The sequence below is a fragment of the Pseudomonas sp. G11 genome (assembly GCF_029457515.1).
Taxonomy (GTDB): Bacteria; Pseudomonadota; Gammaproteobacteria; order Pseudomonadales; family Pseudomonadaceae; genus Aquipseudomonas; species Aquipseudomonas gorinensis.
In genome coordinates this window covers 2,800,086-2,812,901 of record NZ_CP120377.1, presented here as the reverse complement: position 1 = coordinate 2,812,901, position 12,816 = coordinate 2,800,086, and the positions used below count along the sequence as shown (strand labels likewise).

At 61.4% G+C, this 12,816-nt stretch carries 11 protein-coding genes; 1 reads left to right on the top strand and 10 read right to left on the bottom strand.

What is annotated here, in order from left to right; all coding sequences use genetic code 11:
• Window positions 1–63: 63 nt before the first annotated feature.
• The 5 genes from P2T68_RS13085 to P2T68_RS13065 form a co-directional block, all read right to left on the bottom strand.
• Entirely contained in the window at window positions 64–678 is a 615-nt protein-coding gene (locus P2T68_RS13085; RefSeq protein ID WP_024076417.1) for a TetR/AcrR family transcriptional regulator, read from the bottom strand.
• A gap of 1,033 nt (window positions 679–1,711) precedes the next feature.
• Window positions 1,712–4,117 carry a TonB-dependent receptor gene (locus tag P2T68_RS13080; RefSeq protein WP_277379445.1) on the bottom strand — a complete coding sequence of 802 codons (2,406 nt, stop codon included), beginning with the start codon at window positions 4,115–4,117 and terminating at the stop codon, window positions 1,712–1,714.
• A gap of 127 nt (window positions 4,118–4,244) precedes the next feature.
• Window positions 4,245–4,697, bottom strand: coding sequence for a hypothetical protein (locus P2T68_RS13075; RefSeq protein ID WP_277379444.1), 453 nt, complete (start codon window positions 4,695–4,697; stop codon window positions 4,245–4,247).
• Between the two features lie 57 nt (window positions 4,698–4,754).
• Entirely contained in the window at window positions 4,755–6,038 is a 1,284-nt protein-coding gene (locus tag P2T68_RS13070; protein ID WP_150296286.1) for an ATP-binding protein, read from the bottom strand.
• Window positions 6,035–6,718, bottom strand: coding sequence for a response regulator transcription factor (locus P2T68_RS13065; protein WP_277379443.1), 684 nt, complete (start codon window positions 6,716–6,718; stop codon window positions 6,035–6,037). Before P2T68_RS13065 ends, P2T68_RS13070 begins: the two co-directional genes overlap by 4 nt.
• Window positions 6,719–6,906: 188 nt before the next feature.
• On the opposite strand from P2T68_RS13065, the gene bamA reads away from it, so the two are divergent.
• Window positions 6,907–9,273: an outer membrane protein assembly factor BamA gene (gene bamA, locus P2T68_RS13060; RefSeq protein ID WP_193689573.1), complete on the top strand. Its 2,367-nt coding sequence runs from the start codon at window positions 6,907–6,909 to the stop codon at window positions 9,271–9,273.
• A gap of 93 nt (window positions 9,274–9,366) precedes the next feature.
• Here the strand turns inward: bamA and P2T68_RS13055 are convergent, their stop codons facing one another.
• From P2T68_RS13055 to cydP, 5 genes are read right to left on the bottom strand one after another with little or no spacing between them, the layout of a single operon-like run.
• Entirely contained in the window at window positions 9,367–9,654 is a 288-nt protein-coding gene (locus tag P2T68_RS13055) for a cyd operon YbgE family protein (RefSeq protein ID WP_024076423.1), read from the bottom strand.
• Window positions 9,651–9,773, bottom strand: coding sequence for a cytochrome bd-I oxidase subunit CydX (gene cydX / locus P2T68_RS13050; protein WP_024076424.1), 123 nt, complete (start codon window positions 9,771–9,773; stop codon window positions 9,651–9,653). The genes P2T68_RS13055 and cydX overlap by 4 nt, the downstream gene beginning before the upstream one ends.
• Before the next feature lie 22 nt (window positions 9,774–9,795).
• Entirely contained in the window at window positions 9,796–10,932 is a 1,137-nt protein-coding gene (cydB, locus tag P2T68_RS13045) for a cytochrome d ubiquinol oxidase subunit II (protein ID WP_024076425.1), read from the bottom strand.
• Window positions 10,925–12,496, bottom strand: a complete 1,572-nt coding sequence (locus P2T68_RS13040; protein ID WP_024076426.1) for a cytochrome ubiquinol oxidase subunit I — start codon at window positions 12,494–12,496, stop codon at window positions 10,925–10,927. Before P2T68_RS13040 ends, cydB begins: the two co-directional genes overlap by 8 nt.
• Window positions 12,493–12,669 carry a cytochrome oxidase putative small subunit CydP gene (cydP, locus tag P2T68_RS13035; RefSeq protein ID WP_024076427.1) on the bottom strand — a complete coding sequence of 59 codons (177 nt, stop codon included), beginning with the start codon at window positions 12,667–12,669 and terminating at the stop codon, window positions 12,493–12,495. The genes P2T68_RS13040 and cydP overlap by 4 nt, the downstream gene beginning before the upstream one ends.
• Between the last annotated feature and the right edge of the window lie 147 nt (window positions 12,670–12,816).

Here is a 12,816-nt window from a genome sequence, read left to right as displayed (position 1 = left end):
AGGCCGCCATCGGGGGCAAGTCGAATCGTCGCACCGCCCCTCCCACATTTGACTGTGTTCGACTCAAGTTCTGATGGCTGCCTCGACCCGCGCGATGTAGCTGTCAAACCGCGCCACCAGGTCCACCTGCTCCGGAAAGCGCAGCCACTGGATCTGCAAGCCGTCCATCATGGCCAGGATTTCTTCCACCAGCCCGGCGATGTCCACATCGCTGCGCACCTCCCCCGCTGCGACCAGGTCGGCAAACTGCCCCTGCATACGTTGCTGAATCGCCGCATAGCGCGCCTGGAACCAGGCCCAGGCCGGTTGGGTGTCGAGCAGGCTTTCGGCATTCAAGATGGTAAACGCGCGCACCACGCCCGGCGCGGTGGCGTTCGAACGGTTGATCGCGCGCAGGCTGCCGAGCAACCCGGTCAGCGACTTCTCCGCGCGCACTTCATCGGCAATCCGTTGATTGACCTCGTCGCGACGTTGCAACACGCCCATCAATAATGAAATTTTGCTGGGGAAGTGATGCAGCACACCGGCCACGGAAATACCGACGATGGCCGCCACCTTGGCCACCGAAGCGCCGCTGTAACCCTCCAGGGAAAACACCTGCAAGGCCGCGTCCAACAGCTCTTCGCGGCGTTTTTCACCTTTGGGCGCGCGGCGGGTCTTGGGGGCAGGCTCGGTCATGGGGAGGTCCTTGTGGGCAGGCTTGCACCGTATCCAAATTGCCCCTGGGCCGCAAATAAAGCTCAGGCGCTTTCCCGTTCGATCAGGCGGCAGTCCAACCGGTTCAAACGCTGTACCTCATCCTCCAAGGCTTCCGACCGCCCGGGGCAAGCCCTGATGCCTGTCAGTAAAGGAAGAACACAGTAACTGTGGCAAGCGGGCTTGCCCTAATACCATTCAGTTAAGCGTACATCGCCTTCTGTAGGAGCGAGGGGGACGCCTAGTTCTTGCTCGCGAAAAACGTCAACGATAACGCGTGTTTCCTGAGTGAGCGCGGCGCCTGTGAGTTCTTCGCGAGCAAGCTCGCTCCTACAAAAAAGCCTTAACTGAACGGCGAGCGGGCTTGCCCTAATACCATTCAGTTAAGCGTACATCGCCTTCTGTAGGAGCGAGCTTGCTCGCGAAAAACGTCAACGATAACGCGTGTTTCCTGAGTGAACGCGGCGCCTGTGAGTTCTTCGCGAGCAAGCTCGCTCCTACAAAAAAGCCTTAACTGAACGGCGAGCGGGCTTGCCCTAATACCATTCAGTTAAGCGTACATCGCCTTCTGTAGGAGCGAGCTTGCTCGCGAAAAACGTCAACGATAACGCGTGTTTCCTGAGTGAACGCGGCGCCTGTGAGTTCTTCGCGAGCAAGCTCGCTCCTACAAAAAAGCCTTAACTGAACGGCGAGCGGGCTTGCCCTAATACCATTCAGTTAAGCGTACATCGCCTTCTGTAGGAGCGAGCTTGCTCGCGAAAAACGTCAACGATAACGCGTGTTTCCTGAGTGAGCGCGGCGCCTGTGAGTTCTTCGCGAGCAAGCTCGCTCCTACAAAAAGCCTTAACTGAACGGCATTAGGGCTTGCCCCGCGTTGGGTCGCGAAGCGGCCCCAATAAGAGCGCTGCAGTGTGTCAGGCAGCTCCGGGACGGTGTCTTGGGGCTGCTTCGCAGCCCAACGCGGGGCAAGCCCGCTCGCCACAACCAGCCATCAATCCATACAGGGGCGCGGGTATTAGAAATCGACGGTGGCAGACAGCAGGTAGGTGCGTGGGGTCGACAGGGTCAGCCCCGGCTCGCTGTCATCCGACGCACCCGCCGAGCTCCAATAGCGCTTATCGGCGACGTTCTCGACATTGGCCCGCAGGGTGATGTGCTTGTCATCCACCTTGAAGGCATAGCGTGCGCCGACGTCGATGCGGTTCCAGGCGTCGATTTCCTTGACGTTGGACGGGTCCAGGTACTGCGAACTGGAGTAGATGCCGCGGCTGGTCAGGGTCAAGCCTTCGAGGGTCGGTACGTCCCACTCGGCGCCGAGGTTGACGTTGTACTTGGGCGTGGCCGGCGCGCGGTTGCCGTCGTAGGTACCGTTGGTGGTGTGCGTCAGTTCGCTGTCGATGTACATCACCCCACCGAGCAGGCGGACGCCCTTGAGCGGTTCACCGAACACGCTGACTTCCGCCCCTTGGTTCTGGCGCTTGCCGTTGGGGCCGAATAACCGCGAGGTGGCGTTGGTTTCATAGGCCGGTTGCTTGATGCGGAACACGGCGGCGGTCACGGCGAAGGCTCCGGCGTCGTATTTGGCGCCGACTTCGACCTGGCGGCTGATAAACGGCGGGAAGATCTCGTCTTCATTCCTCGACGTGGACGGCGCGATCTTGCCCTGGCTCAAGCCCTCCATGTAGTTGGCGTACAGCGACAGTTTGTCGGTGGCTTTGAACAGCAAGCCGCCGGATGGCGAGATCTTTTCTTCGTCGTAGCCGGTGAGGCCTTTGACCCCATTGTTCCAGTCATCCACCTTGACCCGCTGCCAGCGCGCGCCAAGGGTCAACAGCAGGCGATCATCGAAGAAGCCGAGGGTGTCGGACAAGGCCACGCCACTGAACTTGTTCTCGGTGTAGACCTTCGCATCCTGGCGCGTGGCCACGGACGGCGTCGCAGTTTGCACGGGGTTGTAGAGATTGCTCGACGCGTTCGCATAACGCGCGCCGCCGTTGGTGAAGTCCATATAGAAGTAGCTGGCGGCCAGGTTGACCTCATGGCTCACCGGCCCGGTGTGAAACCAGTTGCGCACCCCCGCGTTGTAGGTGTGCACATTTTCATCACGGGTGAAATCACGGGGCTGCACCGTGAAATCGCCGGCCGCATTGGTCACGGACACCGCATGACGCAGGAAGTCGTGGTTGCTTTTACGCGCGCCCACACCGCCGTAGAGCATCACCGAATCGCTGAGGTCATATTCGGCATTCACGGTACCGAAGGTGTCGTTGGTGCTGGCCTTGCTCCAGGATTGCGCGTAGTTGTGGCGCACATCGTTGGCGCTCGGCACTGGCGCGGCGGCGGCCACTTGCACACGTTCCTGTGGCGCATCGGTATCGCGTTCGGTGTGGCCGATATCGGTGGAAAGGCGCAGGCGTTCGCCACGGAAATCCAGGCCCAGCACCGCCATTTCGCGGTCGACGCTCTGGTGGTCCCAGGTGGTATCGCCAGATTGCTTCACGCCATTGAAACGCAGGCCGAACTTGTTGTCCTCGCCAAAGCGCCGCCCCACATCCACCGCCCCGCCCGCCTGGCTGTCGGAGGCCCAGGTACCGGTAAACGAGGTGATGTCCTTGTCGGTGGCGCGCTTGGGCACCACGTTGATGCCGCCGCCCACGCTGCCGCGCGGCGAGATGCCGTTGATCAACTGGGTGGGGCCTTTGAAGATATCGACGCGGTCGGCCATTTCCATGTCGATGGTGTAAGTGGGCAGCACGCCGTACAGGCCGTTGTAGGCCACATCACTGTTGAACAGGCTGAAGCCGCGAATGGTGAACTGTTCATACCGCCCGCCGGCCGGGTTAGTGGCGCGTACCGAGGGGTCGCTGGCGATCAGGTCGCCGAGGGTGCGCGCCTGCTGGTTCTTGACCGTGTCCTGGGTGTAGGTGGTCATGCTGAACGGCGTTTCCATGAAGTCCCGCGTGCCCAGCAAGCCTTGCGAGCCACGGCGCGCCACCTGGCCGCCAGCGTAGGTATCGCCGTCATACAGGCCCGTGGTGCCGAGGATGGACGTCGGCGCCAGCTCCAGGCTGCTGCCATCCGGTACCGGCACCAGCATGTAGGCCTGCTCGCCCATCGATTGCAGTTGCAGGCCCGAGCCTTGCAGCAAACGCGCAAAGCCCTCCTCCACGCCGTACTCACCGGACAACCCAGCGCTGCTGCGCCCGCTGACCAGCGCCGGGTCCACCGACAGGTTGACGCCTGACAACCCGGCGAAGCGGGTCAGCGCGGCACTCAGGCTCCCCGCGGGCACCTGGTAGCTGCGGCGGGCGGCGGTGTCTTCGGCATAGCTGAGCGGGACAAACAACGGGCTGGCGCTGAGGCTCAGCACCAGGCTCAGTTTGAGCAACGGGCGCAAGCGCAAGGGGAGGACTGCGGGCATTGGAAGAAGCTCTCGATTTTGTTCACTTACCTGGAATGACCGGTGAGGTGAAAAAAAGGGACAGGCTTCGACGAAAATCATTCACAAAAAAAGTTCGAGTACTCCTTACGCCGCCTTCATGGCGTGTTTACCCACGCTGAGCGGAGGTGTCGGCCGAATAGATGACGGTTTGCGCACAGTTCGGCGCGACGGTCGGCCGGGTGAAGTAGGTGTCGCCTTCGTCGGTCAGGATCTCGTAGTCGACTTTGCGCGTGGCGCTCGCGTGCTTGATGATTTTCAGCACGCGCTGGAATTTCACGCTTTGCGTACCGTTCAGGTCAGGCCCGGTCAGCACATTGACGCTTTGAAACCAGCCGACCTGTTGCTTGTTGCCCACCAGCACGCTGGTCATCGCCTCGAACCGCTCCAGCCGGGTGAAGCCCCACAGCGTCTGCTCTTCGACGCTTGCGCCTGGGGTGGCCGCGCCGGTAAACACGAAGAGATTGATCGCCGGGCTGTCTTCGCAAAAGAAATCATACGGGACCAGGCCGTCGACCATTTTCCTGCCGGGCACAAAGCCCTTTTTATGCACCTGAAACATTGCCATCTCCGCTCGATCACTGGCGACCAGTCTAATGAGCGGCGACGTACAGGGCGGTCAAGCCAATGTAATGTCGTGTAAAGATCGCGCGCTGTGCAGGTTGACCTCCACGGTCAGCCCTCCCCCCATCTCATTGCGCGCCTCGATAGTGCCGCCGTGCATCTGCACCGCCCGCGCGGCGATGGCCAGGCCCAGGCCAAAGCCGACAGTGGCATCGCCCACGCCGCGCTCGAACGGCTGGAAGATGCTGTGCAGCCGGTCATGCTGCACCCCCGGGCCTTGGTCGCTGATGCGCACGCTCAAGCGATTCGCCTCGGCATTGACGTGCGCCGAGACCCGCACGGTAGTACCCGGTCGGGTATAGCGCACAGCGTTGCGGATCACATTCTCAAAGCAGCGGTACAGCAACTCGCCGCTGACACAGGCGATAAACGGCGGGCAAGCCTGCAGATGAACGCGGCAGCCCTTGATACCGGCTTCGAACTGCGCATCTTCGACAATCATCGCCAGCAATTCGACGATATCCACCGGCTCGCGCTCGATGCTTTCGGGCCGGCCTTGCAGGCGAGCCAGGGTCAGCAACGCTTCGATCAGGGTGTCCATGCGTTCGGATTCGCGCTCGATGCGTTCGAGCATTTCCAGGCGCGCGGCGTCCTGGCGCAACAGGCCGATGGCCGCTTGCATGCGCGTCAGCGGCGAGCGCAGCTCATGGGAGATGTCGTGCAGCAGGTGCTGCTGGGCTTGCACCAATACCTTCAACTGGTTGGCCATGCGGTCGCAGTCTTCGGCCAGGTCGACGATTTCATCGCGGCGCTTGCCCATGGACGGCTTGACCCGGGTTTCGAAACGCCCCTGGGCCACATCGCTCATTGCCCGACGCAAGTGCGCCAAGGGCCAGGCCAGGTAGTACGCCATGTAACCGCTGAACAGCGCACTCATCAGCGTACCGATGATCAGCGGGATCTGGGGCCACGGCCTGCCTGCGTCATTACCCGGCGCATGGGTCGACCGCAGAGACAGCGCCAGGCCCTCCCGGCTGGTGACCGCTTGCTCATAGGCCGGCTGTGCAACGGGAGCGCCAACCAGCAACTGGCCGGTGCTGTCATAGACCCCGATGGCCTCATCCGGCGGCCGCTCCCATACCGTCAGAAGCTGGCCGGCGGCTTGGACACCAAACTGTTGCAGCAGCCTCTTTTCGCTGGCGAGGATCGCCTCCACATGCGGGTCGCCCGGGCGGAAACGGCCCACCTCAAGCACACCGACGCCCACCAGGAACGTCAAGGTGGTCGCCAGCCAGAAAGCCAGGAACAGCTTCCAGAACAGCAGGCCGGGCGTGCTCATTCGGCAATCAACAGGTAGCCAAGCCCGCGCACGCTCTGGATCCAGGCCTTGGCATCCGGGCGCGGCCCCAGCTTTTGCCGGATGCTGCTGATGTGCACGTCAATGCGCCGATCGTAGCGGGTCAGCGGACAGCCCAGGGCGTTGAGCGACAGGTCTTTTTTGCTTACCACCTGGCCGGCGCTGCGGGCCAGCTCTTCGAGCAGGCTGAACTCGGTGCTGGTCACACCCAGCTCGGCGCCGTTCCACAGGGCCTCACGCTTGCCTGGCCACAACACCAGCGAGCCGGTCTTGATCACCTCAGTGGTCGGCTGACCCGCCGCCTGCACCCTGCGCATGATGGCGCGCAGGCGTGCCACCAGCTCGCCTGGGGAACTGGGCTTGGGCACATAATCGTCGGCGCCCAGCTCCAGGCCGGTGATGCGATCGATGTTGTCGCCACGGGCGGTCAGCAGCACCACGGGCACCTGGCTGACCATGCGGATACGCCGCAGCACCTCGATGCCCGAGCGCTGGGGCAGCATGACATCCAGCACCACAATGCTGTAGCGGCCCGACAGCGCTTCGGCCTCGCCCTCCTCGCCCGTGTGCACGGCCGTGGCTTCGAAGCCTTCACACGCCAGGTACTGGCTCAGCATTCCAGTCAATTCCTGGTCGTCGTCGACTAACAGTACGGAGATCATTGCCGGCTCGTCTGTGGGGTGGGTGCGCATTATCAGCCTTGCAGCAGCGATTCGGGCCAACCTTTACCTAACTTGACATTCGGTTAACCGCACCAAACGCCCCGCGCTCGTATGCTCGCCCTTCACCGGTCGGCGAGTGATCCAAGCGCGCCGGCGCTGCTTGTCGATGTGTTCTGGAAAAGATCTTGATGAATTTTTCGCGCCTGCTCTGCTCGGTTGCGCTGCTGCTCAATGCCTCACTGGCACTCGCCCAAGGCTTCAAAATCTCGGATATTCGAATCAATGGCCTGCAACGGGTCTCGGCGGGCAGCGTGTTCGGCGCACTGCCGCTGAATGTCGGCGACGAAGCGGATGACCGGCGCCTGGTGGACTCCACGCGTGCGTTGTTCAAGACCGGGTTCTTCCAGGACATCCAGTTGAGCCGCGAAGGCGACGTGCTGATTATCAATGTAGTCGAGCGTCCTTCGGTTGCCAGTATCGAATTCGAAGGCAACAAGGCGATCTCCACCGACGACTTGATGAAGGGCATGAAGCAGAGCGGGCTTGCCGAAGGTGAGATATTCCAGCGTGCCACCCTGGAGGGTGTGCGCAATGAGTTGCAGCGTCAGTACGTTGCCCAGGGCCGCTATTCGGCGTCGGTCGACACCGAGGTCATCGCCCAGCCGCGCAACCGGGTCGGCGTGAAGATCAAGATCGATGAAGGTGAAGTGGCGTCGATCCAGCACATCAACGTGGTGGGCAATACGGTATTCCCCGACGACGCCTTGACCGATACCTTCACGCTCAAGACCAGCAACTGGCTGTCATTTTTCAAGAACGACGATAAATACGCGCGGGAGAAACTCTCCGGCGACCTCGAACGGCTGCGCTCCTATTACCTGGACCGTGGCTACATCAACATGGACATCAGCTCGACCCAGGTGTCCATGACCCCGGACAAAAAGCACGTCTACATCACCGTGAACATCCAGGAAGGCCAGAAATACACGGTGCGCGACGTCAAGTTGAGCGGCGAGCTGAAAGTCCCGCAAGACCAGCTCCAATCATTGCTGCTGGTGCAAAAGGGCCAGGTGTTCTCGCGCAAATTGATGACCACCACCTCGGAGTTGATTACCCGCCGCCTGGGCAACGAAGGCTATACGTTCGCCAACGTCAACGGTACGCCCCAGGTCCATGACGCCGACCATACGGTCGACATCCTCTTCAGCGTCGACCCCGGCAAGCGGGCTTACGTCAATCGCATCAACTTCCGGGGCAATACCAAGACCGACGACCAGGTGTTGCGCCGCGAAATGCGCCAGATGGAGGGTGGCTGGGCGTCGACCTACCTGATCGACCAATCCAAGGTCCGCCTGGAGCGCCTGGGGTTCTTCAAGGAGGTGAATGTCGAGACGCCGGCAGTCGCCGGGGTGGATGACCAGCTGGATGTGAACTACGCCGTGGAAGAACAAGCCTCCGGCTCGATCACCGCCAGCATCGGCTTCGCCCAGAGTTCGGGGCTGATCCTCGGCGGCTCGATTACCCAGAACAACTTTCTCGGCACGGGTAATTACGCCAGCCTGGGGCTGACCCGTTCGTCCTACCAGAGCAAGTACAACATCGGTTTCACCGACCCTTACTTCACGGCCGACGGGGTGAGCCTGGGTTACAACGCGTTCTACAACAAGACCGACTACAACAAATACTACGATGATGGGGTGTCTTATTACGCCATCAACAGTTTTGGCCTGGGCGCCACCCTCGGTTACCCGATCAATGAGACTTCACGCCTGAGTTTCGGCCTGACAGCCCAACACGACAGCATCGAGCCAGGCACTTACAGCGCCGACGAGATCTACGATTTCATCGAACGCGAAGGCAAGCAGTTCACCAACTTCAAGGCCAACCTGGGCTGGTCGGAGTCGACCTTGAACAAGGGCGTATTGGCCACGCGCGGGCACTCGCAAAACCTCAACCTGACCGTGACGGTGCCCGGCAGTGACCTGAGCTTCTACAAAGTCGACTACACGGGGCAAACCTTCCTGCCCGTCAGCAACACCACGGCCCTGCGCCTGCATACCAAGCTCGGTTACGGCAACGGTTATGGCGCCACGGACGGGCTGCCCTTCTATGAAAGCTATACCGCGGGCGGCGAAGGCACGGTGCGCGGTTTTAAAAGTGGCACCCTCGGCCCGCGCAGCACCCCGGCGACCGGCACCTATGCCAGCGCCGGTCAGGCGTACTATTCAGACCGCGATACCGATGCGTTGGGCGGCAATATCCTGATTACCGGGGGCGCGGAGTACTTGTTCCCAGTGCCTTTTATCAAGGACAACAAATCCGTGCGCACCTCGCTGTTCTGGGACATGGGCTCGGTGTATTCGGACAAATGCTACCTGAGCACCACCCAAGGCTGCGGCAGTGTGGACCTGAGCCAGATGGCCAGCTCAGTGGGGGTGGGCGTGACGTGGTACAGCCCGCTGGGGCCCTTGAGTGTCAACCTGGCGTATCCGATCCGCACGCCGGAGAACGCGGACAAGCAGATCTTCCAGTTTTCCATGGGCCAGACGTTCTGAGGCTTCCAGCATTCCGGCGCCGCCGCGTGCGCAAGGCTCGACGATCCCGCTACGGCAAAGAGATGCCACCGTAGCTTCGGGATCGTCGCGCCTTCAGCGCAGGAACTTCAGCGCGCCCGCCAGGGCCAGTGCGGCCAGGCAGGTCCAGCCCGAGAACAACCCGCGCCACACACGCCTGCGTGGCACAAACCCCACGCCCCTGACAAAGGCCACGCTCATCGCGGTGAACAACGCCGTTGCCAGCCCATGATCAGCGCGGCCATCTGGCGCGGTCATCATCGGCGGATAGAGCGTACACGCTAGCATCATCGCGATCGCAAGCAGCAAGCTCAGCAGGTGTAGCTGTGAGGGCGCCGGTGCGTCGGCGGCACGCGGCGTCATGGCCGCGTCTCGTCACGATCGTTCAGGGCGCGGCCGGCTTCGTTCTCGCCCCACATCGCATTTAATATGGCCAGCAGCAGTGCAAAGCCGACTCCCAGCATCCAGGCGAAATACCACATAGTCGTTGCTCCTCCGATGACGCTAGTAGGCTGAATGTTCGTTGGCTTTGATCTGCGCCACGGTGACCTTGCCGCGCATGACGCGATAGGCCCATGAGGTGTAGATCACGATCAGCGGCATGAAAATCAGCGTGGCCCAGAACATAATCGCCAGGCTCAGATGACTGGCAACGCTGTCCCACACGGTCAGGCTGGCCGCCGGTACCGATGACGACGGCATGACGAAGGGAAACATCGAGACACCGGCCGTGCTGATCACGCCGATCACCGCGAGCGACGACGCGACGAACGCGGCCAGGGTCCGCCGCATCATCAGCAACAACGCGGCAGCGGCTGCGCCGACCAAGCCCAGCACGGGCAGCAGCCACAGCCAAGGGTAATGGCCGTAATTGGCCATCCAGGCACCGGCTTCGCGCACTACCGTCTTGTTGAGAATGTCCGGCAGCCCGGCGGTATCCACCACCGAGGTAATGCGATAGCCGTCGATCCATTGCAACCAGATGCCAGCGATCACAAATGTGCAGAGCAGCACCAACGCCGCGCCCACCCCGCCTTTGATCGCCCGGGCCTGGATCGCCCCTTCAGTGCGGTGCGCCAGGTACGTACCGCCTTGCAGCGTGATCATTGCACTGCTCACCACCCCGGTCAGCAGCGCGAAGGGGTTCAGCAGTTGCCAGAAACTCCCGGTGTACGTCGATACGAGCAGGTCGCTGAAGTGGAACGGTACACCTTGCAACAGGTTGCCGAACGCGATGCCGAACACCAGCGGCGGCACGGCCCCGCCGACAAACAGCCCCCAGTCCCAGGTGCTGCGCCATCTGGCGTTGTGGATCTTGCTGCGATAGTCGAACCCCACGGGGCGGAAAAACAACGCCCACAGGACCAGGATCATCGCCCAGTAAAACCCGCTGAACGCAGTGGCATACACCACCGGCCAGGCCGCGAACAACGCGCCGCCCGCCGTGATGAACCACACTTGGTTGCCGTCCCAGTGCGGCCCCACCGTGTTGATCGCGACGCGGCGCTCCAGGTCCGTGCGGCCCACAAAGGGCAGCAGGGTGCCGCCCCCCATGTCGTGGCCGTCCATGATGGCGAAGCCGATCAGCAGTACGCCGACCAGTGCCCACCAGATAATTTTCAGGGTGACGTAATCAAGCATGGTGGAGTTCCTTCAGGTTGGCATCGTGGGCATAACGGCCGGTTCCGAGGCTGCCGGGCCCTTGGCGGGCGAACTTGACCATCAGGAACATTTCAACCACCAGCAGCACGGTGTAGAAAGCGACGAATCCTGCCAGCGAGCCATAGAGGTTGTTGATGCTCAGCGTGGAGACGCTCATGTGGGTGGGCAGCACGCCGTAGATGGTCCAGGGTTGACGACCGTATTCAGCGACGAACCAGCCCAGCTCGCAGGCCAGCCAGGGCGCGGGGAGCATGCAGAGCGCCCAACGCAGCAGCCAGCGGCGGCGTGTGCAGGCCGACTTCAAGGTGCTCCAGAAGGCCAGCCCGAACAGCAGGAGCATGGCGAAACCCAGCGCGACCATGGCCCGGAACGCCCAGAACATCGGGGTTACGCGCGGTACGGTATCGTTCACCGCCTTGTCGATAATGGCCGGGGTGGCCTGGTTGACATCCGCGACGTACTTTTTAAGCAGCAGGCCAAAGCCGAGGTCGGCCTTGTACGCTTCGAAGGTCTCGAACGCCGCCTTATCGGTGCGATCGGCGCGCAGGGCTTCCAGCGCATTGACCGCGGTAATGCCACGCAGGATGCGCGCACGGTTTTTCTCTTTGATGTCATGAATGCCGGGAATCTGTTTGCTCACCGAGCGCGTGCCGATCAAGCCCATCACCCACGGCACGTCGACTTCCCAGTTGTTCCGGGATTCGGCTTCATTGATGCTGGCCAGCAAGGTTAGCCCCGCCGGCGCCGGCTTGGTTTCCCACATGGCCTCCATGGCCGCGAGCTTGGTTTGCTGCGCCTCGCCCACCGTGTAACCCGATTCATCCCCCAGCACGATGACGCTCAGCACCGAGGCCAGGCCGAAGGCAGCCGCCACCCGAAAACTGCGCTTGGCGAACTCGATGTCACGCCCCTTGAGCAAGTACCAACTGGAGATCGACAACACAAACATCGAGCCGGTGACATAACCGGCAGATACCGTGTGGACAAACTTGGCCTGGGCCACCGGGTTGAACACCACCGCCCAGAAATCCACCATCTCCATGCGCATGGTGATGTAGCTGAACTCCGAGCCCACCGGGTTCTGCATCCAGCCATTGGCGATCAATATCCACAACGCCGACAGGTTGGTACCGATGGCCATCAGCAGCGTGACCAGCAAGTGATGCTCTTTCTTCAGGCGATCCCAGCCAAAAAAGAACAGCCCGATCATGGTCGATTCGAGGAAAAACGCCATCAACCCCTCAATGGCCAGCGGGGCGCCGAAGATGTCGCCCACGTAGTGGGAGTAGTACGCCCAGTTGGTGCCGAACTGAAATTCCAAGGTGATGCCGGTGGTCACCCCCAAGGCGAAGTTGATGCCGAATAACTTGCCCCAAAAGCGCGTCATATCTTTCCAGATGACATTCCCGGTCATCACATAGACGCTCTCCATGATGACCAGCAGCCACACCATGCCCACCGTCAGCGGCACGAAAAGAAAGTGGTATAGCGCAGTCGCTGCGAACTGCAGCCGTGACAAATCCACCAGTTGTTCTGAGATCACTTGCTTGCCCCTTGAGTCGAGGTGGGTACACCGAATCGGTTGCCGACCGTGTTCGGGTCGACAGTGACGTGCGAATCCCGGACGAACAGCCACCACAGCACGCTCAGCAGCACGAGCTTGATCAGCACCGCGGTGAGCAGATGGCGTAGCAGGCGTTTGTCGGAAATGGTCATGCCAGGCAATTAGCACAGGGCATGCCAAGGCCTGATTCTGTATTTATATGCTTATAAAACAGACAGTTACGATGTGATCGGGTTGAATTAAGCGGGAATTGGCAGACCAGCGCGCTGCCAATCTGCCAGGTTGGCAGCGCGCTGGCA